The sequence below is a fragment of the Stenotrophomonas sp. 2201_Sma genome (assembly GCF_056486685.1).
In genome coordinates, this window is record NZ_CM151329.1 from 3,862,343 (window position 1) to 3,885,546 (window position 23,204).

A 23,204-nucleotide genomic window follows, 5' to 3' on the forward strand; every position below is an offset into this window, starting at 1 on the left:
AGCGCCGGGCCATGCCCGGCGGAAGGGTCAGTCCTGCGGCGGCAGCGGCCGCGTCCACAGCCAGATCGCCACCACGGTCATGCTGCCGATGGAAAACCATTTCACCCAGGCGATCGGCACGCACCACAGCATGATCCCGGCGCAGACCGCCATGGTGATCGTGGCCATCCATTTGCCGTAGCGGCTGACCGCGCCATGCGCCTGCCAGTTGCCGATGGCCGGCCCGAATCGCGGGTGCTGCAGCAGCCAGGCGTGCAGCCGCTCGGAGCCGCGCGAGGCGGCCCATGCCGAGATCAGGATGAATACGGTTGTCGGCAGTCCCGGCACGAAGATGCCGACAATGCCGGTGCCGAGACTGACATAGGCGAGCAGCCACCACGCCCAGCGGAAACGCACCGGCCGGCGGGTCGGGGCTGCGTCCTGGGCGGCAGGCGGTTCAGGCAGGCTCATGACCGCAAGGATAACGGTTCGGGGTGCCCGGCAACGCCCGGCACCCCGCCGCGATCACGGTGCTGCGATACCCAGCTGCTGCAGCACGAAGGCATACGATTCGGACAGCTCGCGGTAACGCTGGAAGCGACCCGACTTGCCGCCATGGCCGGCCTCCATGTTGGTGCGGAACAGGATCGGGTAATGGCCAGTGTTGTCGTCGCGCAGCCTGGCCACCCACTTGGCCGGTTCCCAGTACTGCACCTGCGAATCCCACAGGCCGGTACCGACGAACAGCGCCGGATAATCCTGCTTCCTGACATTGTCGTAGGGCGAGTACGAGAGCATGTAGTCGTAGTACTGCTTCTGCTCCGGGTTGCCCCACTCGTCGTACTCGTTGGTGGTCAGCGGGATGGTCGGATCCAGCATGGTGGTGACCACGTCCACGAACGGCACCTGCGCCACCATCACCCGGTAGTCCTGCGGCGCCTGGTTGGCCACCGCCCCCATCAGCAGGCCACCGGCACTGCCACCGGACGCGGCCACACGATCCTTCGCCGCCCAGCCCTGCGCCACCAGTCCACGGGTAACGTCGATGAAGTCGTTGAAGGTGTTCTGCTTGTGCAGCAGCTTGCCGTTCTCGTACCAGTCGCGGCCCATCTCCTGGCCACCGCGGATGTGGGCGATGGCATACACCACGCCGCGATCGAGCAGGCTCACTGCCGTCTGGTTGAAGTACGGGTCCATCGACATGCCGTAGCTGCCGTAGGCGTACTGGAACAGCGCGCCCTTGCCGTCCTTCTGGTAGCCCTTGCGGTAGACCAGCGACACCGGCACCTTCACGCCATCGCGCGCGGTGATCCAGACGCGTTCGGTTTCGTACTTCGATGCGTCATAGCCGATCACCGGCTGCACCTTCAGCTGGCGGCGCTCGCCGGTGGCGGTGTTCAGCTCGAACACGGTGGTCGGGGTGGTCATCGAGGTGTAGACGTAGCGCAGCCATGGCGTATCGGCCTCGGTGTTATCGCCCAGGCCCATCGAGTACGCTGGCTCATCGGCCTTCACGTAGTCGCTGCGGCCATCCTTGAACAGCAGGCGGATGCGCTCCAGGCCTTCGGAGCGCTCGGCAATGGCGGTGAAGCCATCAAACAGCTCGAAGCCTTCGATGAACACCGCATCGTCATGCGCGATCCAGTCCTTCCACTGCGCACGCGAGGTGGCATCGGTCGGTGCGGTGACCAGTTTGAAGTTTTTTGCACTGTCGTTGGTACGTATCACCCAGCGGCCATCGTAGTGGTCGGCGTCGTACTCGACGTCGCGCTGGCGTGGCGCCAGCACGGTGAACGTGGTCGGGTCGCTGGCCGGCGCGTAGCGCTCTTCCGACGACACCGTGCTGTGCACGCCGATGGTGATGAAGCGGTCGTCGCGGGTGCGGCCGATGCCCATGTAGAAGCTGTCGTCCTTCTCTTCGTAGACGACGGTGTCGGCGCTGGCCGGGGTGCCCAGCACGTGCTTCTTCACGCGCACGGTCAGCAGCGTTTCCGGATCGTTCTCGACGTACAGCACGGTGCGGTTGTCGTCGGCCCAGACCAGGTCGCCGGAACTGCCGGTGATCACGTCGGGCAGCACCTGCCCGGTCCGCAGGTCCTTGAAGCGGATCGTGTACTGGCGACGGCCCACGTCATCGTCGGCCCAGGCCAGCAGCTGGTTGTCCTGGCTGACTTCCATCGAGCCGACATTGAAATAGCCCTTGCCGGCGGCCATTGCGTTGACGTCCAGCAGCACTTCTTCGGCAGCGTCCATGCTGCCCTTGCGGCGTGCGTGGATCGGGTAGTCCTGCCCGCTCTCGAAGCGGCTGTAGTACCAGTAGCCGCGCTCGCGCGCCGGCACGCTGGAATCATCCTGCTTGATGCGGCCGACGATCTCCTTGTACAGCGCGTCTTCCAGCGGCTTCAACGGCGCCAGCACCTGGTCGGCATAGGCGTTCTCGGCCTGCAGGTAGGCCAGCATGTCCTTGTTCGCGCGCTTGTCGTCACGCAGCCAGTAGTAGTCGTCGTTGCGGGTCGCGCCGAACGGGGCCTTGACCTCGTGCGGATGCCGGGCGGCGTCCGGCGGAACAGGCAGGGGGGCGGCGGTAGCGGTGCTGGTCATCAGGCTGGCGAGCAACAGGCAGAGGGTGGACTTCATGAGATAAGGCTCCAGGCGCTTCAATGCAATGGTCTTCGACGGGATCGGTTCCCTTCCCCGAACAGCGATCTGACCCCAATCCCGTCGGCACCACAACCCTGCAGGTCGTCACGGTGCGGACCCGCCGGCAGCGGTCGGCGTACCATGGGCGCATGAGTACCCTGCCCCACCCGCCGGTCTACAGCCGGCGCAGCCATGAAATCGCTCCGTTCCACGTGATGTCCCTGCTGGCCCGCGCGCAGGCGCTGGAACAGGCCGGCCACGATGTCATCCACCTGGAGATCGGCGAACCGGACTTCACCACGGCCGGGCCGGTGGTGCGTGCCGGCCAGGCGGCCCTGGCCGCCGGGCACACGCGCTACACCGCCGCACGCGGCCTGCCTGCGCTGCGCCAGGCGATCAGCGGTTTCTATCGCAGCCGTTACCGGCTGGATGTGGATCCGGAACGCATCCTGGTCACTCCTGGCGGCTCCGGCGCGCTGCTGCTGGCCAGCAGCCTGCTGGTCGACCCGGGCCGGCACTGGCTGCTGGCCGATCCCGGCTATCCCTGCAACCGGCATTTCCTGCGCCTGGTGGAAGGTGCCGCACAGCTGGTCCCGGTTGGTCCGCAGACCGCCTACCAGCTCACACCCTCGCTGGTGCAACAGCACTGGAACACGGACAGCGTCGGCGCACTCGTCGCCTCGCCGGCCAACCCCACCGGCACGGTGCTGTCGGCCGATGAACTTGCGGCGCTGTCACGCACACTGCACGCACGCGGCGGGCACCTGGTGGTGGACGAGATCTATCACGGCCTGACCTACGGCGTGGACGCCGCCAGCGTATTGCAGGTCGATGACAGCGCGTTCGTGCTGAACAGTTTCTCGAAGTACTTCGGCATGACCGGCTGGCGCCTGGGCTGGCTGGTGGCGCCGCCCGCAGCGGTGCCCGAACTGGAGAAGCTGGCGCAGAACCTGTACATCAGTGCGTCGAGCATCGCCCAGCATGCAGCCCTGGCCTGTTTCACCGATGAATCGATGGCGATCTTCGAACAGCGACGGGAGGCCTTCCGCCAGCGTCGCGATTTCCTGCTGCCGGCGCTGCGCGAGCTGGGCTTCCGCATCGAGGTGGAGCCGCAGGGCGCGTTTTATCTGTATGCCGATGTCAGTGCGTTCACCGATGATGCCCAGGCGTTCTGCGCACACTTCCTCGAAACCGAGCATGTGGCGTTCACCCCGGGCCTGGATTTCGGCTTCCACCGCGCCAACCAGCATGTGCGCCTGGCCTATACCCAGGAAATACCGCGGCTGCAGGAAGCGGTGGAGCGCATCGCGCGCGGGCTGCAACATTTCCGCTAGCGCCGGGCCATGCCCGGCGAGCGCGCAGCGCCGCCCATGAAAAACGCCGCCCGGGGGCGGCGTTTTTCATTTCGTCATTTACCGCCCAGGCGCTCCCACAGGAAGCTGTAGGCCAGGGCCGCCATGTGCGCGGCCTGCGCGTTGTTGGCTGCGCCGCCATGACCACCTTCGATGTTCTCGTAGTAGGTCACGTCCTTGCCGGCGTCGATCATCTTCGCCGCCATCTTGCGGGCATGGGCCGGGTGCACGCGGTCATCACGGGTAGAGGTGGTGAACAGCACCGGCGGGTAGTTCTTCTTCGCGTCGAACAGGTGGTACGGCGAGAAGGCCTTGATGAACTCCCAGTCGCTGGTATCGGGGTTGCCGTACTCGGCCATCCACGATGCGCCGGCCAGCAGGTGGCTGTAGCGCTTCATGTCCAGCAGCGGAACCTGCACCACCACCGCACCGAACAGCTCCGGGTACTGCGTCAGCATGTTGCCGGTCAGCAGGCCGCCGTTGCTGCCGCCCTGCACGCCCAGGTGCTTGGCACTGGTGATCCTGCGCTTGACCAGATCCTGTGCCACCGCGGCCATGTCCTCGTAGGCCTTGTGACGATTCTGCTTCAGCGCCGCCTGGTGCCAGCGTGGGCCGTACTCACCGCCACCACGGATGTTGGCGACCACGTACACACCGCCCTTCTCCAGCCAGGCGCGGCCCATGCCACCGGAATAGCTGGGTGTCAGCGAAATCTCGAAACCGCCGTAGCCGTACAGCAGGGTCGGATTGGAGCCGTCCAGCTTCATGTCCTTGGCATGCACCACGAAGTACGGCACACGGGTGCCATCCTTGCTGGTGGCGAAGTGCTGCTCGATCACCTTGCCCTCGGCATTGAAGAAGGCCGGCATGGTCTTCAGCGTTTCCGGTGCCTTGCCGATCTCGGCCAAAGCCAGGGTGGTCGGCGTCAGATAGTCGGTGGCGGTCAGCCAGACCGCATCGCTGTCGTCGCTGTCCACTGCGCCCACGGCCAGAGTGCCGAATGCCGGCGCGCCGACAAACGCGCTCTTCTGCCAGCCATTGGCGCCCGGGGTCAGCACGGACAGGCGATTCTTCACATCGTCCAGCACGTTCAGGACGAGGTGGTTCTTGGTCCAGGTCGCACCGGCCAGCGAGGTGGTCGCGGTCGGGGTGAACAGGACCTCGAAGTCACGCTTGCCGGCCAGGAAGTCATCGAGCCGGGTCGCCAGCAGCGAGCCGGACGCGTAGGTCTTGCCGCCCACGGTCCAGGCGTCGCGCAGCTCCAGGGTCAGCCACTGCTTGTGCAGGCCCTTCTCGGCGGAGTTCGGCGCATCGATCTTGGTCAGCGTGCCATCGTCGCCGCGCAGGTAGACCTCATTGTTGTAGAACGCCAGCGTGCGGCTGACCAGGTTGCGCTCGAAGCCCGGGGTGTCATCGTGCACCGCCGCGATGTACATGTCCTCCGGCTTGCCTTCGTACACCACGCTGGCCGACGACATCGGCGTCCCACGCTTCCACAGCTTGGCCACGCGCGGGTAGCCAGAGGTGGTCATGGTGCCGGCACCGAAATCGGTGTAGACGAACACGGTATCGCGATCGATCCAGTTCAGGCCGCCCTTCGACTCGGGACGGAAGAAGCCATCCTCGATCCAGCGCTTCGTCGACAGATCGAACTCGCGGGTGACATCGGCATCCGCGCCGCCGCGTGACAGCGCGATCAGGCAGCGGCTGTAGTCCGGGCGCAGGCAGTCGGCGCCGTGCCAGACCCAGTTCTCGCCCTCGGCCTTGTTCAGTGCGTCCAGGTCAAGCACGGTTTCCCACTGCGGCGAGGCCTTGCGGTACTCGGCCAGGGTGGTGCGCCGCCACAGGCCACGTTCGTGCTGCTTGTCCTTCCAGAAGTTGTAGTAGTAGTCGCCGATCTTCTGCACGCCGGGAATCTTGGCATCCGAATCGAGCACCTCACGGATGCTGGCCTCCATCTGCCTGAAGGCCGGAGTCTGCGCCAGGCGCGCCTCGGCCTTGGCGTTCTGCTCCTTGACCCAGGACAGCGGCTTGTCGCCGGTGACGTCCTCCAGCCAGGCATAACGGTCGGTATCTTCAGCAGCCACGGCGGTCCCCACCGAGGCAGCGGTCATCATGCCAGCCAGCAGGCAGGCGGAAGCGAGTCGTGACATTGCAGCTCCAGGCAGTCATAAGCCGTGGAACGCTAGCACGGATCCGGACACCGCCCCCGTGTCGAAGGTCAGGCCGCCGCCGTTGCGCCGCGCCGGCCGCGCGCGCCGGCTGCCCTGCGGCGGCGCGCCTGTCCACCGGTACGACGCGACGACCGCCGCCGCAGCGACGGCAATGGGCAGCGCAGCAACGCCCACCAGGCCACCAGCGGCATGCCGATCAGCCACAGGGGCAGCCAACCCAGCCAGGCACTGCTGCCACGGGCGGCCGGCCACACCAGGACCAGTGCGACGCCGGCCAGTGCCAGATGCTGTACACCCCGCAGCAGGCGCGGATCGGCGCGTTCGCTGACGCGTTCAGTCGAGGGGCGGCGTGTGAGGCGTGCGCTCATGCGGGTTTCTCCGGTGGACAATGCAACACAGCTTGGGCAAGGGCCTTCTCATACGCTGCGACACCATTGACGGACCGCGTGCACACAGTCGACCATGCGCGTGCAAGCCCACTGGAGCCCGCTCCCGCATGACTTCGATCCGCCCGCTCTGCGCCGTGCTGCTGGCCCTGTCCCTGGCGGGCCCGGTGCTGGCTGCCAGCGATCCGCCGTCGCCGCGTGCCGCGGCGCCCCGCGCCCCCGATCCGAACGCGCCGATCGACCTGCAACGTTTCATGGGCACCTGGTATGTGATCGGCCGCGTGCCGAACTTCGTCGAGCGCGGTCACGTTGCCAGCGTCAACGAGTACGCGCTGCGCGACGATCACAAGGTTGCCATCACCTACCGCTACCGCAACGGCTTCAGCGAACCGCAACAGGAGATCCGCGCCCGTGCCAGCGTCGACCCGGACAGCGGCAACCATGGCTGGCGGACCTGGTTCTACCGCGTGGTGCCCACCCATTCGCGCGTTCTGGAAGTGGCGCCGGATTACTCCTGGGCACTGATCGGCTATCCGGGCCGCGAGATGGCGTGGATCTTTGCCCGTCGGCCTGACATGGACAAGACGCTGTACAAGGAGCTGGCCGAGCGCCTGCGCGACGAGTACGGAGTGAATACCGACAAGCTCAAGCGGGTGCCGCAGCGCCCGGACCAGGTCGGCAAACTGGGCTATGAAGTGCCCAACGCGCGGTGAGACGGCGCCGCCGGGCATGGCCCGGCGCTACTGGAACGTCCGCGTGGCAGGGTAGCGCCGGGCCATGCCCGGCGGACGTGCCGGTTACCTGCGGGTGTAATGTGCGACCAGCCGGTCGCCGAGCATCTGCAGCAGCTGCACCAGCACCAGCAGCAGCACCACGGTCACCAGCGCGACGTCGGTGTGCGAACGCTGGTAGCCATCACGGAACGCCAGATCGCCCAAGCCGCCCGAGCCGATCGCACCGCCCATGGCGGTGAAGCCGATCAGCGCAACGGTCGTGACCGTGGCACCTGCGATCAGGCCCGGCCGCGCTTCCGGCAGCAGCACACGGGTGACCAGCTGCCAGGTGGTTGCGCCCATCGCCTGGGTCGCCTCGATCACCCCACGGTCCACTTCGCGCAGCGCGGTTTCCACAAGCCGCGCATAGAACGGTGCGGCGCCGATCACCAGGGGCACGATCGCACCGCGAACACCCAGCGACGTCCCCATCATGAACAGCGTCACCGGAATCAGCACGATCATCAGGATGATGAAGGGCACCGAGCGCAGCAGGTTGACCACCAGCGCCAGCACGCCATAGGCGAACGGACGACGCTTCATCTGCGGCGCACCGAACAGGTACAGCAGCACGCCCAGCGGCAGCCCGATGGCCAGGGTCAAGGGCAGCGAACCGGCCAGCATCAGTAGGGTGTCGATGGTGGCCTGGCCGATATCGGCCCACTTGCCGGCGTCCAGGTGGCGGAAGAATCCGTCCGCAGCAGCAATGATCATCGACGCAGTTCCTCGACATGCACGCCAGCGGCCACGAACGCGGCCTGCGCGGCGGCGTGATCGCCACCGACCAGGGCTACGACCAGTTGGCCATACGGCGTGTCCTTGATCCGGTCGATACGCCCGGACAGGATGTTGTAATCGACCCCGGTCTGGCGCGCGATGCTGCCCAGCAGGGGTTCGTAGGTATCGCCACCGAGGAAGGTCAAGCGCACGATGCGCCCACTTACGGCGTCGAAATCACGGTGCAGCGTTCCTTCGTCCACATGCTCCGATTCGCTGACGAAACGGCGGGAGGTGGGATGCTGCGGATGCAGGAACACCTGGGTGACCGGACCGGTCTCCACCAGCTGGCCGGCATCGAGCACCGCCACCCGGTCGCAGACGCGGCGGATCACATCCATCTCGTGGGTGATCAGCACGATGGTCAGGCCCAGCTCGCGGTTGATCTTCGACAGCAGCGCCAGCACCGACGCGGTGGTCTGCGGGTCGAGAGCACTGGTGGCCTCGTCGCACAGCAGGATCTGCGGGCGGGTGGCCAGGGCACGGGCGATGCCCACGCGCTGCTTCTGGCCTCCGGACAGCTGGGCCGGGTACTTCTGTGCGTGTGCCTGCAGGCCGACGGTCTGCAGCAGCTCGGCCACCCGGCTGTCGATCTCCGCCTTCGGTGTACCGGCCAGCTCCAGCGGGAAGGCGACGTTGCCCGCCACCGTGCGCGAGGACAGCAGGTTGAAGTGCTGGAAGATCATGCCGATTCGCCGGCGCAGCGAGCGCAGGCCGTCGGCATCCAGCGCGGTGATGTCCTCGCCTCCGATCAGCAATCGGCCACCGGAAGGCTCTTCCAGGCGGTTGATCATGCGGATCAGCGTCGATTTGCCGGCACCGGAATGACCGATGATGCCGAAGACCTCGCCGGCCTCGATGGTCAGGTCCAGCGGTTGCAGCGCGCTGACCGCGCGGCCGGCAACGGCATAGGATTTGTGCAGGCGCTGGAACTCGATCACGGGAGCGGCTCACCGGCAGGCGACAGAAGGGGGCGTGCAGCCTACCAGCGCCGGCGGTCGCGCGCCCGCGCCATGGGCCAGAATGTTATTCCTTTTGGTTCTAAGACACCTACTCCGGCCGGGTTCCGGGGCCAGAGCCCCTGTGGGATCTGACCCCGGGGTCGGATCCCCGCAGGGGCTCCGACCCCGCTCCCCGGCCAAACCGGTTCAGGGATGATCCAGCGGCTTCGGCGGCTGCTGGCGGTTCACCCGCTCGCGGTGCAACAGGTACAGGCCCGACGCCACGATGATCGCCGCCCCCACCCAGGTGTAGCCATCCGGCAACTGCCCCCAGAAAGCCAGATCCCATCCGATCACCCAGACCAGGCCGCTGTACTCCAGGGGCGCGATCATGGATGCCTCGCCCAGCTGGAAGGCCTTGGTCAGGGCGATCTGACCCAGCGCACCGGCCAGCCCCATGCCCGCGATCAGCGGCGCGTGCGCCAGCAGCAGCGGCCTCCAGCCGGGAATCGCCAGCAGGCCCGCGCCGATCGCCATGATGACCAGGAACCAGACCACCATCGACTGCGAGGTGTCGGTACGGGTCAGCAGGCTGACCGTGATCGCGGCAACGGCGTAGGCGGTGGCCGCGGCCAGCACCATCAGGCCCGGCACCGAGATGAACCCATCCACGCCGGGCCGCAGCACCACCAGCACGCCGACCAGGCCGATGCCGATGGCCACCCAGCGACGCGGTCCGACCCGTTCGCCCAGCAGCGGCACCGACAGGGCCGCGATCAGCAGCGGCGCGACGAAGTAGATGGTGTAGGCGGTGGACAGTGGCAGATCGCGCAACGCGAACACGAAGCAGCCGATCATCGCCATGCCCAGCGCGCCACGCAGCAGATGCAGGCCCCAGCGACGTGGCACCAGCGAACGCGGGCCCGCGCTGACCAGCACCCAGACCAGCACGAACGGCAACGACGCCGCGCCGCGCAGGAAGGTCACCTGCAGGGTGGGATAGCTGGCCGCCAGCTGCTTCATGCCGGCGTCCATCAGGGAGAAGCAGGCGACCGCGGCCACCATCCAGGCCACCGCGCGCGAGGGGGAGCGTTGCACGTTCATGGCCCATTATCGCCGAGCCAGCGGCGGGATGCCGCTGCAGCGACGTCCGGCGCCACGGAAGGCGGGCAGGCTGGCCGGCGCGATAGAATGTCCGCACTGAATTCTGTGGAGCATCGCCCATGCCTTCCTTCGACGTCGTTTCCGAAGTCGACACCCACGAGCTGACCAACGCCATCGACCAGGCCAACCGCGAACTGAGCACCCGCTTCGATTTCAAGGGCGTGGACGCCAAGTTCGAGCGTGATGGCGATGTCATCAACCAGTTCGCGCCGACCGAGTTCCAGCTCAAGCAGATGAACGACATCCTGCGTGCGCGTCTGGCAGCGCGCGGCATCGACGTGCTGAGCCTGGAGTTCGGCGACATCGAGACCAATCTGGCGCAGGCGCGGCAGAAGATCACCGTCAAGCAGGGCATCGAGCAGAAGGTGGCCAAGAAGATCGCCGCCGCACTGAAGGACGCCAAGCTGAAGGTGGAAAGCCAGATCAATGGCGACAAGCTGCGCGTGCAGGGCAAGAAGCGCGACGATCTGCAGGACGCGATCGCAGTACTGAAGGCCGGCAAGTTCGAGCTGCCGCTGCAGTTCAACAATTTCCGCGACTGACTGCTCCGCCGGGCGTGGCCCGGCACCGCGCTCGATCAATCACGCAGCAGCTTGTACAGCGTGGTGCGCGAGATGCCCAGCTGACGTGCGGCCAGACTGAGATTGCCGTCCGCCGCCTGCGCCGCCCGGCGCGCCGCTTCACGCTGCTGATCGCGCAGCGCCGGCGCCGCCATCGTCGCCGGTGAAGACCGTCGCACGCTGTTGCCAGCGACCTTGCGCGGCGCCTGCACATGCTGCAGGTAGACCGCACTGCCCTCGCCCAACCGGACCCGATGCGGCGCCCCCGGCTGCAGCAGGCGCCGCCGCTGTGCGGCACTGGCGCCGGCAAACACCGCTGCAATATCCAGCAACGGCAGTGGCCCGCGCCGCGGCAGGCCCAACAGACGCCGGGCCACACGGTTGGCGGCGCGCAGCTGGCCATCCTCCTGCACCGCCAGCAGCCCCTGCAAGGGTGACGCCAGCCAGCGCGGATCATGCTGCAGCGCCAGCAGGTGCACATCGGCAAGCGTGTGGAACAGGCGATTCTCGCTGGCCAGTGCGGCCTGCCGGAAATAGCCCTGCAGCAGCGAAGGATCGCGCTCACCCAGCCCGGTGATATCGATCACTCCGCATACCCGCCCGTCGAGATCGTGCAGGGGTTCACTGAGGCAGAACACCGGAGCGAAACGCTGCAGGTAATGTTCATTGCCGCGCACCAGCGCTGGCAGGTCGTCGGCCAGGCTGACCGCCGGCGCGGTGGTGCCGATCTCGCTTTCGCCCAGCCGCCGCCCGACCTGGATCGGCCGCAGCAGGGGCGAGTCTTCCAGGCCATGCGCCTGCTGCGCGATCACCATGCCCTCGCGGTTGGCGCAGAACATCGTCCAGCCACGTCCGCCGAAAGCGGCCCACAGCTGTTCCAGCTCCGGCTGCACGCAGCGTGCCAGGCGACGGTCGTCGCGCTGTGGCAGATGCCGGCCATCGCTCTGCAGCGGCAGGTAGACCGGTTCCTGCCCGGGCTGCAGGCCAGCCGCGCGCGAGCGCATCCACGACTGCTGCAACGGCTGCGGCAACACGCTCAATGAACGCGCGTCGCCCTCGGCAAAGGCCGCGCGTGCCGCTACCAGCTGCTGCTGCCCGACGGAGGTTGCGATCATGGGTGCAGCGTACACCCGCCAGCGGCAACGCCACGTTACGCTCCGATGAGGCATTGGCCTGCGGTTGCCGCCCATCCGGCAGGTGCAGGGCGAAGCCCTGCAGCCCTGCCCTCAGATCACGCTGCGATGCGCAGGATCGGCTTCAGGGTGATGCCCCGGGTGCTGTCCTCGGCCGCCTGGTTGATCTGCTCCAGCGGGTAGAACTTCACCAGCCTGTCGAACGGGAAGCGGCCCTGCTGGAACAGCGTGACCAGCTGCGGAATGAACACCTGCGGCACACTGTCGCCTTCCACGATGCCACGGATGCTGCGGCCACCCAGCAGCAGGTTGTTCACGTCGAAACTGGCGGTGGTGCCCAGCTTTGGTGCACCGACCACGCCCATCATGCCCAAGCCCCCCAAGGCCTCGATACCCGCAGAGAGCACCTCCGGGCGACCGGTCGATTCCAGCGCGAAATCAGCGCCACCGCCGGTGATGGCGCGCACGGCCTCGACTACATCGGTCTCGCGGCTGTTGACCACGTGGGTGGCGCCCAGCTCCAGCGCGAGTGCCAGCCGCGACGGCACCACATCGATGGCGATGATGGTCGTGGCACCGGCCACCTTGGCCGCCATCACCGCACTCAGACCGACTGCGCCGGCACCGTAGCTGGCAAAACTGCTGCCCGAGCGTACCTTCAGCGAATTGAGTACCGCGCCGGCACCGGTCTGGATGCCGCAGCCCAGCGGGCCCAGCAGTTCCAGAGGCGCATCGTCGGGCACTTTGATCGCATTGATCTCGCGCGCCAGCGCATAGGTGGCAAACGAAGACTGCGCGAAGAAATGGTCGTGCAACGGCTGACCCTGCGCATCGGTGATGGCGGTATGGCCGTGGCCATCATCGCCCCCGAAGTTCAGCGCGAAGAAATCCCTGCAGTAGGCGCCATGACCGCCCCGGCACGGATTGCAGTGGCCGCAGGCGCCATAGGTCAGCACCACGTGATCCCCTGCTTTCAGTTCCTTTACGTTGGGGCCGACCGCCTCCACGACGCCGGCGCCTTCGTGACCCAGCACCGCGGGCAACGGCACCGGGTAGTACTGATCGCGCACGATCAGGTCGGTGTGGCACAGGCCGGTGGCTACCACCTTCACCAGGACCTCATCCTCCTGCGGGCCGCGCAGCCGGGCCTGCTCGATGACGAAGGGTTGTTCCTTGCCGCGGACCACTGCGGCGGTGATCTCGCGTGTTGCCGTATTGTCGTTCATCGTGATGGCTCCTTCGGTCAGATCGGGTAAGCGGGCGCCTCGCCCTTGACGGTCAACCACTGCCACTGCGTGAACTCCTCCCAGTTGGCGGGGCCGCCGATACTGGTGCCATTGCCGGATGCTCCGACGCCGCCAAAGGGATTGATCACCTCGTCGTTCACGGTCTGATCGTTTATGTGCAGCAGCCCGGTACGCAGGCGCTCACCGAGCTTCAGTGCGCGGCCGACATTGCTGGAAACGATGGCCATCGACAGGCCGTACTCGCTGTCGTTGGCCAGGCGCACGGCATCGTCGTCATCGTCGAACGGCACCACCACCGCCACCGGCGCGAAGATTTCTTCGTTGAACGCCGGATTGTCAGCAGATACGTTGCCAAGCACGGTCGGCGCGAAGAACAGATCGCGATGGGTACCTCCGGCCTCCAGCGAGGCACCGGCCTGCACTGCCTGCTCGACCACGCGCGTGGCGTGGTCGCGCTGGCCGGCATTGATCAGCGGACCGATCGCCACGTCTTCGCGCGCCGGATCGCCCACCTTCAATGAATTGGCCTTGGCCACCAGCTTCTGCAGGAACGCGGAGTGGATCTTCCGCTGCACCAGCACGCGGCCGGTCGCCATGCAGATCTGGCCCTGATGCAGGTAGACCCCCCACGCAGTGTTGGCCACCGCCAGGTCGAGGTCGGCATCATCGAGGATGATCAACGAGTTCTTGCCGCCCAGCTCCAACGAGACCTTCTTCAGATGCTTGCCCGCCGCTTCTCCGACCTTGCGCCCGGCGGCGGTGGAGCCGGTGAACTGGATCATCGCCACGTGCGGATCGCTGGTCAGCGCAGCGCCGGCCACGCCATCACCGGGCAGCATGTGCAGAACGCCTGCCGGCAGGCCGGCCTGCTCGAACAGGCGTGCGATCACCGCCCCGCCGCACACCGCTGTGCGCGGGTCAGGTTTGAGTACCACCGCGTTGCCCAGCGCGATGGCCGGCGCCACCGCGCGCATGGCCAGATACAGCGGGAAGTTGAAAGGCGAGATGACCCCCACCACACCCAGCGGTCGGCGCCGCGCCAGATTCAGCCGGCCCGGCTCGGAAGGCAGAATCTCGCCGGTGCTGCGCGACGGCAGCGCCGCAGCCTCGTGCAGTGCCTTGATGGTCACCTTGGCTTCAAAACCTGCCTTCAGGCGGGTGGAGCCGCTTTCGCGTACCAGCCATTCGACCAGGGTGTCGATGTGTTCTTCGGCCAGGCGTGCCGCTTTGCGCAGCACTTCAGCGCGCTGTTCGTACGGAGCCGCCGCCCACGCCTGCTGCGCCTGCGCAGCGGCCGCCGCCGAGCGCGCCACCTGCGCCGCGTCGGCCAGGCCGATCTGGCCGAGCGTGTTACCGGTGGCCGGCTCGATCACCGGCTGCCGTTGCGCGGCCGCCTGCCACCGGCCATCGAAGAGGGCGCCGGCCCAAAGGGCGTCCGGCAGCCACGGAGAAGATGCAGTCATGGGTGTCCTCCTGTGTCGTGCGTCCATTCCACGCCTACCGCCCGCAGCAGGCAATCGGCCATCTGCCGGTGGCCTGCAAAGGTTTGAATCGGCGGGGATTTGCAGCATGGCGACTGTCCAGTTCCTGCACAGTGAACAGCGCAGCGGCGGCACACTGCCTACAATGGCGACCTCGCCCGCCGATGTGCCCGCCATGACCGATATCGCCCTGCCCACCGACGACCCGATCGCCGCCACCCGCCTGTGGCTGGAGCGCATCGTCATCGGCCTGAACCTGTGTCCGTTCGCCAAGGCCGTATATGTGAAGGACCAGGTCCGCTTCGTGCTCAGTGATGCCACCACCCCCGAAGCATTGGTCGAACAGCTGGCCGAGGAACTGGTGCTGCTGCGGGACACGCCGGCCGAGCAGATCGACACCACCCTGATCGTGCACCCGCAGGTGCTGACGGATTTCCTGGACTACAACGACTTCCTCGACAACGCCGACGCGGCGATCGAGGCGCTCGATCTGCAGGGCATCCTGCAGGTGGCCAGCTTCCATCCGGACTACCAGTTCGAAGGCGTGGCCGCCAACGACGCCAGCAATTACACCAACCGCGCGCCCTATCCCACGCTGCACCTGCTGCGCGAGGACAGCGTGGCACGCGCGGTGGACGCCTTCCCCGATCCGGACGTGATCGTCGAGCGCAACATCCAGACGCTGGACCGCATCGGCGTGGACGGCTGGCATCGCCGCCTGCGTGGCGAAGACCTGTCATGAGCGCGGTTCCGCCGATCGCTGCCTGGCCTGCCGCGCCGCTGGCGGGCAAGGTGGTGCTGGTCACCGGTGGCGCCAATGGCATCGGCCGCGGCATCGCCCAGGCCGTGCTCGGTGCCGGCGGCCGCGTGCTGATCGGTGATCTGGATACGGAAGCCGGCCACGCCTGCCTGGCCGAATGGCAGCGCGATGACGATGCGGCGTTCCAGCCCCTGGACATCACCGACGAAGCCAGCGTGCGCGCGTTCATCGCCACGGCGGTGCAGCGGTTTGGCGGCATCGATGGCCTGGTCAACAATGCCGGCATCGCCGGTGCGCACGGTACGCCGCTGCAGGACATGGCGTGGGACGAATGGCAGCGCCGCCTGTCATCGCTGCATGGCGCTTTCCTGTGCAGCCGGCATGCCCTGCCGGCACTGTCATCCGGTGGCGCCGGCGCCATCATCAACATCGCCTCGACCCGCGCCCGGCAGTCCGAAGCCCATAGCGAAGCCTATGCCGCGGCCAAGGGCGGACTGGTGGCATTCACCCACGCGCTGGCAATCAGCGCCGGACCGGCGGTACGGGTGAACAGCATCAGTCCGGGCTGGATCGGCACCAGCGAGTGGCAGGCGCCCTCCCGGCGCCATGCGCCCGAGTATTCGGCCATCGACCACGCACAGCATCCGGTCGGCCGCGTCGGCCGCCCGGAAGACATCGGCGCGCTCGCGGTGTATCTGTTGTCGCCGCTGTCCGGATTCACCACCGGCCAGGATTTCATCGTCGACGGCGGCATGACCCGCAGGATGATCTACGCCGAATAGAGCACCGCTTTCCGGTGGGTGCGGACCTTGGTCCGCACCATTGCCAGGAAGTGCCAACCAAGGTTGGCACCTACCAGAGCGGCTTACGCCATGCCCGAATGGCGCAGTAGCGCATCGATCTGCGGCGCACGGCCACGGAAGGCCTTGAAGTTCTCGGCCGCTGGACGGCTGCCCCCGCGCGAGAGGATCTCGTCGCGGAAACGCGCACCGGTGGCGGCCAATGCCTGCGGTGCTTCCTCGAACGCCGCATAGGCATCGGCACTGAGCACCTCGGCCCATTTGTAACTGTAGTAGCCGGCCGCATAGCCACCGGCGAAGATGTGGCTGAACTGATGCGGGAAGCGGTTCCAGGCTGGCGGATGATTCACCGCCACTTCGCCGCGCACGCGCTCCAGCAGTGCCAGCACACTGTCCTGCGTGGGCTCGAACTGGCTGTGCAGCAGCATGTCGAACAGACCGAACTCCAGCTGGCGGACAGTCGCCATGCCGCTGTGGAAATTGCGCGCGGCCAGCATGCGCTCATACAGCGCCCGTGGCAGCGGTTCACCCATCTCCACGTTCGCAGTCATGCGCTGCAGGTGGTCCCATTCCCAGCAGAAGTTCTCCATGAACTGGCTGGGGAGCTCCACCGCATCCCACTCCACGCCATTGATGCCGGCCACGCCCAGCTCACCAATGCGGGTCAGCAGCTGGTGCAGGCCATGGCCCATTTCATGGAACAGCGTGGTCACTTCATTGTGGCTGAACGTAGCCGGCCTGCCGCTGGCACCGCGACCGAAGTTGCACACCAGATACACCAGCGGCGTCTGCACGCTGCCATCGGCACGCTCGCGCCGGTTGCGGCAATCGTCCATCCACGCACCGCCGCGCTTGCCCTCACGGGCGTACAGATCCAGGTAGAACTGGCCTACCAGCGCGTCCCGCGCATCGACCAGGCGGAAGAAGCGTACGTCCTCGTGCCAGACCGGCGCGCTGTCCTCCTGCACGCGCAGGCCATACAGCTGCTCGATCACCGAGAACAATCCACCCAGCACCTTCGGCTCGGTGAAGTACTGTTTCACCTCCTGCTCGGAATAGCTGTAGCGCGCCTGCTTCAGGCGGTCGGCCGCGAACGCCAGGTCCCAGGCCTGCAGGCTGTCGATGCCCAGGTGGTCACGCGCGAATTGCTCCAGTTCGGCACGGTCCCTGGCCGCAAACGGCTTGGCGCGCGACGCCAGGTCACGCAGGAAGCCCAGCACTTCGGCCGGGTCCTGCGCCATCTTGGTGGCCACCGAGTAGTCGGCGTAGGAATCAAAGCCGAGCAGTGCGGCCAGTTCGGCCCGCAGGGCCAGGATGCGGTCGATGTTGCCGCTGTTGTCCAACGCGTCATCGCCGAATTCGGAAGCGCGCTGCGCGCTGGCCCGGTACAGGATCTCGCGCAGGTCACGATCTTCGGCCCAGGTCTGTACCGGCAGGTAACACGGCATCTGCAGCGTCAACTTCCAACCGTCCCTGCCATCGTTCGCCGCTGCCGCACGCGCGGCAGCCTTCACGTCGTCCGGCACGCCGGCCAGGCGTGCTTCGTCTTCCACGATCAACGACCACGCATCGGTGGCGTCCAGCACATTCTGCGAGAACTTCGCGGACAGCGCCGACAGTTCTTCCTTGATCGCGGCGAACCGCTGCTGGGCGTCCGGCGCCAGCTCCGCGCCCCCCAGGCGGAAGTCGCGCAGCGTATTGTCCAGCACCTTGCGCCGGGCCTCGTCGAACGACCCCGCCTCCGGGCCGGTGGCCAGTGCCTGGTACTGGCGGTACAGCGCCAGGTTCTGGCCCAGCGCACTGGCGAAGCGGGTCACCCGCGGCAGGTTGCTGTTGTAGGCCTCGCGCAGTTCCGGCGTGTTGACCACGCCCTGCAGGTGGCCGACCAGGCCCCAGGCGCGCCACAGCCGCTCGGTGGCATCGTCCAGCGGGACCACGAAGGTGTCCCAGCGGACCGGCTGCACCTGCTCGGCTGCGTTGACGGCGGCCTCGGCCTCGGCCAGCAGCACGTCCAGCGCCGGCGCCACGTGCTCGGGGCGGATCGCCTCGAAGCGGGGCAGGCCGGAGAAATCGAGCAGGGGGTTGGCAGCGGTCACGGCAGATCTCCAGTTACGGGCCCGAGGGGCGGGCAGCCCAGTGGATATGGCGCTGGCCGGGGCCGCAGACAAGGGGGGCGCGCCGATCATTCACGTCGGCCTTACGGTGTCGCGCGGAAGCTCTGGCTGCGGGGGAGTCCGCAGCGGAACATGCCGATAGAGGCCCCACATGGAAGGTCTGGCTCAGGTTGCAACCGCATTGCCGGCCCGGTCGCTGGCGCTGTCTGCCAGCGCGGAGGAGTTGTCCTGGATCGCCACATTGTGCGATCCCGGCGATGATGCCCCGCGCCATCTGCAGCAGCTGCAGGTGCTCATGCAGCAGGGCGGCATCCTCAACGATGAGCAGGAGTGGTACCCGTTCGAGGTGATCGAACGCGGTGCCCGCCACCTGCACCCGGGGCACGAGCGCGAGTTCGTGATCTGCGTGCTGCTGTGGCTGCAGGCGCTGGCCCAGGACCGCATCAGCAGCCTGGACCCACGGCTGCACCTGGATGATCGCGCGATGGACATCGAGGCGCTGCCTGATGCGCTGCGCGATGTGGTGCTCGACGCGTTCACTGCGGCGGGATACTGATCGGGATGCGCCGCTGCGCTCGCCGGGCGTGGCCCGGCGCTACCGCGATCGACGGGCTCTGATACGCCGCTGCGCTCGCCGGGCGTGGCCCGGCGCTACCGGGATCGACGGGCCCTGATGCGCCGCTGCGCTCGCCGGGCATGGCCCGGCGCTACCGCGATCGACCGGCTCTGATGCGCCGCTGCGCTCGCCGGGCATGGCCCGGCGCTACCGCGGTTGACGGGCCCTGATGCGCCGCTGCGCTCGCCGGGCGTGGCCCGGCGCTACCGCGGTTGACGGGCCCTGATGCGCCGCTGCGCTCGCCGGGCGTGGCCCGGCGCTACCGGGATCGACGGGCTCTGATACGCCGCTGCGCTCGCCGGGCGTGGCCCGGCGCTACCGGGATCGACGGGCTCTGATACGCCGCTGCGCTCGCCGGGCGTGGCCCGGCGCTACCGGGATCGACGGGCTCTGATACGCCGCTGCGCTCGCCGGGCGTGGCCCGGCGCTACCGGGATCGACGGGCCCTGATGCGCCGCTGCGCTCGCCGGGCGTGGCCCGGCGCTACCGCGGTCGACCGGCTCTGGTAGCGCCGGGCCATGCCCGGCGGACGCAGCGCAGGCTTACAGCGCTTCCAGGCTGCAGCACGGCAGCGCAGGCAGGCCCTGCCCGGCCACCGCCGCGGCCAGCTGCGCATCGGCAGCGTCCACATCGATGCCCTGTCGTGCGTACCACGCCGGGTCGTAATAGCTCTGCGCGTAGCGCTCGCCACTGTCGCACAGGATGCTGACGATGCTGCCGTGGCGGCCGGCTTCGCGCATCCACTGCGCCGCCTGCAGCACACCGATGAAGTTGGTGCCGGTGGAGCCTCCCACGCGCCGACCGAGCTGCCGGCTGACGTGGCGCATGGCTGCCAGGCTCAATGCATCCGGCACCTTCACCATCGCATCGACGCTGGTTGGAATGAAGCTCGGCTCCACCCTCGGTCGGCCGATGCCTTCCACACGGGAGCCACCGCTGCAGGTCAGGTCACGCCACTGCTGCTCGCCCGCCACCGCCGCCTGGTAGCCCTCGAAGAACACCGAGATCTCCGGATCCGCGCAGAGGATGCGGGTGTCGTGCCGCCGGTAGCTGACGTAGCGGCCCAGCGTGGCCGCAGTGCCGCCGGTGCCTGGGCTGCACACGATCCACTCGGGTACCGGGCTGGGCTCTTCGGCCATCTGCTTGAAGATGGACTCGGCGATGTTGTTGTTGGCGCGCCAGTCAGTGGCCCGTTCGGCGTAGGTGAACTGGTCCATGAAGTGACCGCCGGTTTCGCGCGCCAGCCGTTCCGATTCGCAGTTGAGATCACAGGCGCGCTCGACCAGGTGGCAGCGGCCACCATGGAATTCGATGGCAGCGATCTTTTCCGGCGAGGTCGTGGCCGGAATCACCGCGATGAAGGGCAGCCCCAGCAGGCGTGCGAAATACGCTTCGGACACCGCGGTCGAGCCGCTCGACGCCTCGATCACCGGCCGCCCTTCGCGCAGCCAGCCGTTGGCCAGCGCGTACAGGAACAGCGAACGCGCCAAGCGGTGCTTGAGGCTGCCGGTGGGGTGGCTGGATTCATCCTTCAGGTAGACATCGATGCCTTCGAACCCGGGCAGCGCCATCGGGATCAGGTGGGTATCGGCGGACCGGTTGAAATCGGCTTCGATCTTGCGGATGGCCGCAGCCACCCAGGCGCGCTGGGACATGGAACGCCACTTCGGTGAGTACAGCTGCGCATTCTACTCCGCCCGCACCGCTGCAACGGGCGCCGCGGCCGCCCTGCACGGCCACGGCGCCTCCACTTCAGATCTTGAAATCGTCGTATGCGATCCGCTCTTCCGTCACCCCCAGCCGCTGCAGCAGCTGCCGGGTCGCGGCCAGCATCGGTGGTGGCCCGCACAGGTAGAACTCGCAGCCGGAAAGATCCGGATGCCGCTGCAGCAGATCCTCATGGATGGCGTCATGCACGCGCCGGCCAGTTCCCTGCCCGGACCAGACGGGATGCCAGCTGAAGTTCGCGTGCGCTGCCTGCAGGGCCTGCATCTGCGCCATGTAGGGGCAATCGCGGTCGCTGCGGGCACCGTACCAGTAGTGGATGCGCTCCTGCCCTCCCTCGGAAAGCCGATGTTCGATCATCGCCCGCAGCGGTGCCATGCCGGCGCCGGCTCCGATGAAGATCTTTTCCCGGGACACGCCGCTGAGCGCGAAATCACCGAACGGTCCGCTGTAGCGGACGGGATCGCCGGGGCGCAACGCGTACAGATAGCTGGACCCTTTGCCCGGCGGATGCCGCTTGCCCTGCTGCCAGCCGGGGCTGAACCGGGCCAGCAGCACCAGGCGCCCCGCTTCGGCGGCAACCGGCATCGCCAGCGAGTACGAACGACGCACCGCCGCCTTGTTGTGCAAGGTTTCCGGCAGGGCCAACGGTGCCCAGTCCTGCCGGTGTTCGTCCGGATGCCAGAGCGCGGAACGGGGCAACTCGTATTCGGGCACATGCAGCTGCAGGTAGCAGCCGGGTTGATAGAGTGCGTCGGCGGCTTGGTCGGGACGCAGGTGGATCTCGCGCAGGAACGGGGTCACCGCTTCGATCCGCTCGACCGTTGCCTCATGCTCGGTCCACAGGCTGGCACCGCCGGACACCTCGATCTCCATATCCGCCCCCACCTGCAGGTTGCAGGCGAGCCGGCAGCCGACCTTCAGCCGCGATCCGGCCAGGTGCGCCCGATCTGCGGCGGAAGGGGTTCCGGCCTGTCCACGGACCCGGACTTCGCACAGTCCACAGCTCTGCCCGCCGCCGCAGTTGGAGGGCAGGTTCACGCCTTCGCGGGCCAGCGCCAGGTAAACACTGTCCCCCTGCGCCGCAGCCACCGTGCGCAGGTGCGTGCCTCCTGGGGCGAACACTGCCAACTGCCGGCGGCTGCGCCATCGATGTGGAACGAACTCATGCAGGCGGACGCTCGCCAGCAGCAGCCACGCGCCGGTCAAGGCCATCCACAGCCCCCCCAGCCCCATCCCCACCACCAGCGGATTGTTGAAGTTGGCCCGCGCGGCGTAGTCCATGATGTGCAGCATCCAGAACACATCGAACAGCCGCCACGTTGCGGTGCGATGCTCGAGCACCTGTCCGCTGTCGGCGGAGACGTAGACGGTGGTGTCCTGCGCATCGCCGAAGTCCACCCGCCACACCGCGTCGGGATGGCCGCGCGTCTCCAGACTGTGCGCCAGATGCACCGGCGCTGCGGGCACGCCCTGGCCACGGTAGGCGGCCTGCGCGACGCGCAGCGCGATCACCGGATCGATGGTGATGCGCCTGCCATCACGCGCATCGATCACCTCGGTGCCTTCCGCTGACTGCAGTCGATACACCGGCGCCTGCAGCAGCCAGCCGCTGTCCAGGGTCGCGGCCGGCCACCGCGCAGCACGCAGCGCATCGGCCGGTGAGACGGTATCTGCCGGCCATGCCAAGGGCGCCGCGGGCGCAGCCCGCTGCGAAGTGCCGGCGATCCGGTCCGGGTCAAGCAGGCTCATGCCCAGTCCACTGCCGAGCCAGACCAGGAACTGCAGTCCCACCAGCACCCCGATCCACCTGTGCAGCCGGCGCAGCCACGGCGTCATGCGCGCCTCCTCTGGCCGAAGCTGTAGAACAGCAGCCACACGCCACTGAGGCCGAATGCCAGCCCGATCACCGATGCGACGCGCAGCAGGCCATTGTTGACGTCGGTGCGCTGCTCGTAGTCCATGATGTGGAACATCCACAGGAAATCGAACCAGCGCCACAGGCTGTGCCGGCGCGCCAGCAGTTCACCGCTGTCCGGTGACAGGTACAGCGTGGTGCTTCCGCGGTCAGCGAAATGGACGGCCCACATCGGTACCGGTCGCGTCTTCACTTCCGACGGCGCACGGGTCACCCATTCCACCCGCGCGACCTCACCTGCGCCCTGGTACAGCGCTGTGGCCAGCGCGATGGCGCCATCCCGGTCCAGCCGCGGCAGGCGCTCTCCACTGCGGGCATCGACCAGGAAGCGTTCCGGTCCGCGCTGCACGTCGTAGACCTCACGCTCCAGCAGCCGCTTGAGGCGGAACGACTGCAGGCCGGGATAACGCGCGGCCAGCACATCGACGCCGACCCGATCATGCACCGGCGCCAGCGGTTCGCCACGGACATGGGCCAGGTGGTCGCCATGGATCACCTGCAGCGGCACCACGGTCATGTAGACCCCGCTGAGCATCCACAACAGCGCCTGCACACCGATCACCAGTCCGATCCATTTATGGGCGCGGCGCGCCCAGAATGCGGGTTTCATCTACCTTGTCTCCCTTGCGGAGCACCCCCGCCGCAGGCGACGGGGGCGCGTGCG

Annotated in this window: 20 protein-coding genes and 1 pseudogene; 7 read left to right on the plus strand and 14 right to left on the minus strand. The window is 67.5% G+C overall.

Annotation, left to right across the window (positions count from 1 at the left end):
- Window positions 1-27 precede the first annotated feature (27 nt).
- Both ACZLIF_RS17755 and ACZLIF_RS17760 read right to left on the minus strand, forming a co-directional pair.
- On the minus strand, window positions 28-450 hold the full coding sequence (locus tag ACZLIF_RS17755) for a YbaN family protein (RefSeq protein ID WP_128990379.1): 423 nt from the start codon (window positions 448-450) through the stop codon (window positions 28-30).
- 54 nt (window positions 451-504) lie between these two features.
- Window positions 505-2,580, minus strand: a complete 2,076-nt coding sequence (locus tag ACZLIF_RS17760; RefSeq protein ID WP_478462155.1) for a S9 family peptidase — start codon at window positions 2,578-2,580, stop codon at window positions 505-507.
- Here ACZLIF_RS17760 and ACZLIF_RS17765 point away from each other — a divergent pair.
- Both ACZLIF_RS17765 and ACZLIF_RS17770 read left to right on the plus strand, forming a co-directional pair.
- Window positions 2,558-2,623 (plus strand): annotated as a pseudogene (locus ACZLIF_RS17765) (hypothetical protein); the annotation flags it as partial. The gene ACZLIF_RS17760 and the pseudogene ACZLIF_RS17765 sit on opposite strands and share 23 nt — an antisense overlap.
- Before the next feature lie 145 nt (window positions 2,624-2,768).
- Window positions 2,769-3,953 (plus strand): pyridoxal phosphate-dependent aminotransferase, encoded by a 1,185-nt coding sequence (locus ACZLIF_RS17770; protein ID WP_128990383.1) that lies wholly within the window; start codon window positions 2,769-2,771, stop codon window positions 3,951-3,953.
- A 74-nt stretch (window positions 3,954-4,027) separates the two neighbouring features.
- On the opposite strand, the gene ACZLIF_RS17775 is transcribed toward ACZLIF_RS17770, so the two are convergent.
- Together ACZLIF_RS17775 and ACZLIF_RS17780 are read right to left on the minus strand one after the other, a co-directional pair.
- Window positions 4,028-6,124 carry a prolyl oligopeptidase family serine peptidase gene (locus ACZLIF_RS17775; protein WP_128990385.1) on the minus strand — a complete coding sequence of 699 codons (2,097 nt, stop codon included), beginning with the start codon at window positions 6,122-6,124 and terminating at the stop codon, window positions 4,028-4,030.
- A gap of 68 nt (window positions 6,125-6,192) precedes the next feature.
- Window positions 6,193-6,513, minus strand: coding sequence for a hypothetical protein (locus ACZLIF_RS17780; protein ID WP_053519814.1), 321 nt, complete (start codon window positions 6,511-6,513; stop codon window positions 6,193-6,195).
- Between the two features lie 128 nt (window positions 6,514-6,641).
- Here ACZLIF_RS17780 and ACZLIF_RS17785 point away from each other — a divergent pair, with 128 nt between their 5' ends.
- Entirely contained in the window at window positions 6,642-7,244 is a 603-nt protein-coding gene (locus ACZLIF_RS17785) for a lipocalin family protein (RefSeq protein ID WP_128990387.1), read from the plus strand.
- Between the two features lie 84 nt (window positions 7,245-7,328).
- On the opposite strand, the gene ACZLIF_RS17790 is transcribed toward ACZLIF_RS17785, so the two are convergent.
- The 3 genes from ACZLIF_RS17790 to ACZLIF_RS17800 all read right to left on the minus strand — a co-directional run bounded on the left by ACZLIF_RS17790 (window position 7,329) and on the right by ACZLIF_RS17800 (window position 10,126).
- Window positions 7,329-8,018: a methionine ABC transporter permease gene (locus ACZLIF_RS17790; RefSeq protein WP_053519816.1), complete on the minus strand. Its 690-nt coding sequence runs from the start codon at window positions 8,016-8,018 to the stop codon at window positions 7,329-7,331.
- Window positions 8,015-9,022: a methionine ABC transporter ATP-binding protein gene (locus ACZLIF_RS17795; RefSeq protein WP_128990389.1), complete on the minus strand. Its 1,008-nt coding sequence runs from the start codon at window positions 9,020-9,022 to the stop codon at window positions 8,015-8,017. The genes ACZLIF_RS17790 and ACZLIF_RS17795 overlap by 4 nt, the downstream gene beginning before the upstream one ends.
- A gap of 207 nt (window positions 9,023-9,229) precedes the next feature.
- Window positions 9,230-10,126: a DMT family transporter gene (locus ACZLIF_RS17800; RefSeq protein WP_065175182.1), complete on the minus strand. Its 897-nt coding sequence runs from the start codon at window positions 10,124-10,126 to the stop codon at window positions 9,230-9,232.
- Between the two features lie 119 nt (window positions 10,127-10,245).
- Between ACZLIF_RS17800 and ACZLIF_RS17805 the strand changes: the two genes are divergently transcribed.
- Complete coding sequence (locus ACZLIF_RS17805) at window positions 10,246-10,728, plus strand: YajQ family cyclic di-GMP-binding protein (protein ID WP_053519819.1); 483 nt, start codon at window positions 10,246-10,248, stop codon at window positions 10,726-10,728.
- Window positions 10,729-10,763: 35 nt separating this feature from the next.
- On the opposite strand, the gene ACZLIF_RS17810 is transcribed toward ACZLIF_RS17805, so the two are convergent.
- The 3 genes from ACZLIF_RS17810 to ACZLIF_RS17820 all read right to left on the minus strand — a co-directional run bounded on the left by ACZLIF_RS17810 (window position 10,764) and on the right by ACZLIF_RS17820 (window position 14,589).
- Window positions 10,764-11,861 carry a helix-turn-helix domain-containing protein gene (locus tag ACZLIF_RS17810; protein ID WP_128990391.1) on the minus strand — a complete coding sequence of 366 codons (1,098 nt, stop codon included), beginning with the start codon at window positions 11,859-11,861 and terminating at the stop codon, window positions 10,764-10,766.
- Between the two features lie 116 nt (window positions 11,862-11,977).
- A complete protein-coding gene (locus tag ACZLIF_RS17815) occupies window positions 11,978-13,105 on the minus strand; it encodes an NAD(P)-dependent alcohol dehydrogenase (protein WP_053519821.1) in 1,128 nt (375 codons plus the stop codon).
- 17 nt (window positions 13,106-13,122) lie between these two features.
- Window positions 13,123-14,589, minus strand: coding sequence for a benzaldehyde dehydrogenase (locus tag ACZLIF_RS17820; protein WP_128990393.1), 1,467 nt, complete (start codon window positions 14,587-14,589; stop codon window positions 13,123-13,125).
- Window positions 14,590-14,782: 193 nt separating this feature from the next.
- Between ACZLIF_RS17820 and ACZLIF_RS17825 the strand changes: the two genes are divergently transcribed.
- Entirely contained in the window at window positions 14,783-15,349 is a 567-nt protein-coding gene (locus ACZLIF_RS17825) for a DUF1415 domain-containing protein (RefSeq protein WP_053519826.1), read from the plus strand.
- Window positions 15,346-16,149, plus strand: coding sequence for an SDR family oxidoreductase (locus tag ACZLIF_RS17830; protein ID WP_065175185.1), 804 nt, complete (start codon window positions 15,346-15,348; stop codon window positions 16,147-16,149). Before ACZLIF_RS17825 ends, ACZLIF_RS17830 begins: the two co-directional genes overlap by 4 nt.
- An 83-nt stretch (window positions 16,150-16,232) precedes the next feature.
- Here ACZLIF_RS17830 and ACZLIF_RS17835 read toward each other — a convergent pair whose 3' ends face one another.
- Window positions 16,233-18,263, minus strand: coding sequence for a M3 family metallopeptidase (locus ACZLIF_RS17835; RefSeq protein ID WP_128990395.1), 2,031 nt, complete (start codon window positions 18,261-18,263; stop codon window positions 16,233-16,235).
- Window positions 18,264-18,432: 169 nt separating this feature from the next.
- On the opposite strand from ACZLIF_RS17835, the gene ACZLIF_RS17840 reads away from it, so the two are divergent.
- On the plus strand, window positions 18,433-18,837 hold the full coding sequence (locus tag ACZLIF_RS17840; protein WP_128990397.1) for a hypothetical protein: 405 nt from the start codon (window positions 18,433-18,435) through the stop codon (window positions 18,835-18,837).
- 602 nt (window positions 18,838-19,439) lie between these two features.
- Here ACZLIF_RS17840 and ACZLIF_RS17845 read toward each other — a convergent pair.
- The 3 genes from ACZLIF_RS17845 to ACZLIF_RS17855 form a co-directional block, all read right to left on the minus strand.
- Entirely contained in the window at window positions 19,440-20,552 is a 1,113-nt protein-coding gene (locus tag ACZLIF_RS17845; protein ID WP_128988984.1) for a PLP-dependent cysteine synthase family protein, read from the minus strand.
- Window positions 20,553-20,649: 97 nt separating this feature from the next.
- The gene (locus tag ACZLIF_RS17850; RefSeq protein ID WP_128988986.1) at window positions 20,650-22,461 is read right to left on the minus strand and encodes a 2Fe-2S iron-sulfur cluster-binding protein; all 1,812 of its coding nucleotides are present in this window, start codon (window positions 22,459-22,461) and stop codon (window positions 20,650-20,652) included.
- Window positions 22,458-23,150, minus strand: a complete 693-nt coding sequence (locus ACZLIF_RS17855; RefSeq protein ID WP_065181783.1) for a PepSY domain-containing protein — start codon at window positions 23,148-23,150, stop codon at window positions 22,458-22,460. The genes ACZLIF_RS17850 and ACZLIF_RS17855 overlap by 4 nt, the downstream gene beginning before the upstream one ends.
- Window positions 23,151-23,204: the final 54 nt, after the last annotated feature.

Excerpts from the sequence above, each read along its gene's own strand:
- ACZLIF_RS17755 (WP_128990379.1), bottom strand. The coding sequence starts at position 450 with ATGAGCCTGCCTGAACCGCCTGCCGCCCAGGACGCAGCCCCGACCCGC.
- ACZLIF_RS17760 (WP_478462155.1), bottom strand. The coding sequence starts at position 2,580 with ATGACCAGCACCGCTACCGCCGCCCCCCTGCCTGTTCCGCCGGACGCC.
- ACZLIF_RS17770 (WP_128990383.1), top strand. The coding sequence starts at position 2,769 with ATGAGTACCCTGCCCCACCCGCCGGTCTACAGCCGGCGCAGCCATGAA.
- ACZLIF_RS17775 (WP_128990385.1), bottom strand. The coding sequence starts at position 6,124 with ATGTCACGACTCGCTTCCGCCTGCCTGCTGGCTGGCATGATGACCGCT.
- ACZLIF_RS17780 (WP_053519814.1), bottom strand. The coding sequence starts at position 6,513 with ATGAGCGCACGCCTCACACGCCGCCCCTCGACTGAACGCGTCAGCGAA.
- ACZLIF_RS17785 (WP_128990387.1), top strand. The coding sequence starts at position 6,642 with ATGACTTCGATCCGCCCGCTCTGCGCCGTGCTGCTGGCCCTGTCCCTG.
- ACZLIF_RS17790 (WP_053519816.1), bottom strand. The coding sequence starts at position 8,018 with ATGATCATTGCTGCTGCGGACGGATTCTTCCGCCACCTGGACGCCGGC.
- ACZLIF_RS17800 (WP_065175182.1), bottom strand. The coding sequence starts at position 10,126 with ATGAACGTGCAACGCTCCCCCTCGCGCGCGGTGGCCTGGATGGTGGCC.
- ACZLIF_RS17805 (WP_053519819.1), top strand. The coding sequence starts at position 10,246 with ATGCCTTCCTTCGACGTCGTTTCCGAAGTCGACACCCACGAGCTGACC.
- ACZLIF_RS17810 (WP_128990391.1), bottom strand. The coding sequence starts at position 11,861 with ATGATCGCAACCTCCGTCGGGCAGCAGCAGCTGGTAGCGGCACGCGCG.
- ACZLIF_RS17815 (WP_053519821.1), bottom strand. The coding sequence starts at position 13,105 with ATGAACGACAATACGGCAACACGCGAGATCACCGCCGCAGTGGTCCGC.
- ACZLIF_RS17820 (WP_128990393.1), bottom strand. The coding sequence starts at position 14,589 with ATGACTGCATCTTCTCCGTGGCTGCCGGACGCCCTTTGGGCCGGCGCC.
- ACZLIF_RS17825 (WP_053519826.1), top strand. The coding sequence starts at position 14,783 with ATGACCGATATCGCCCTGCCCACCGACGACCCGATCGCCGCCACCCGC.
- ACZLIF_RS17830 (WP_065175185.1), top strand. The coding sequence starts at position 15,346 with ATGAGCGCGGTTCCGCCGATCGCTGCCTGGCCTGCCGCGCCGCTGGCG.
- ACZLIF_RS17840 (WP_128990397.1), top strand. The coding sequence starts at position 18,433 with ATGGAAGGTCTGGCTCAGGTTGCAACCGCATTGCCGGCCCGGTCGCTG.
- ACZLIF_RS17845 (WP_128988984.1), bottom strand. The coding sequence starts at position 20,552 with ATGTCCCAGCGCGCCTGGGTGGCTGCGGCCATCCGCAAGATCGAAGCC.
- ACZLIF_RS17850 (WP_128988986.1), bottom strand. The coding sequence starts at position 22,461 with ATGACGCCGTGGCTGCGCCGGCTGCACAGGTGGATCGGGGTGCTGGTG.
- ACZLIF_RS17855 (WP_065181783.1), bottom strand. The coding sequence starts at position 23,150 with ATGAAACCCGCATTCTGGGCGCGCCGCGCCCATAAATGGATCGGACTG.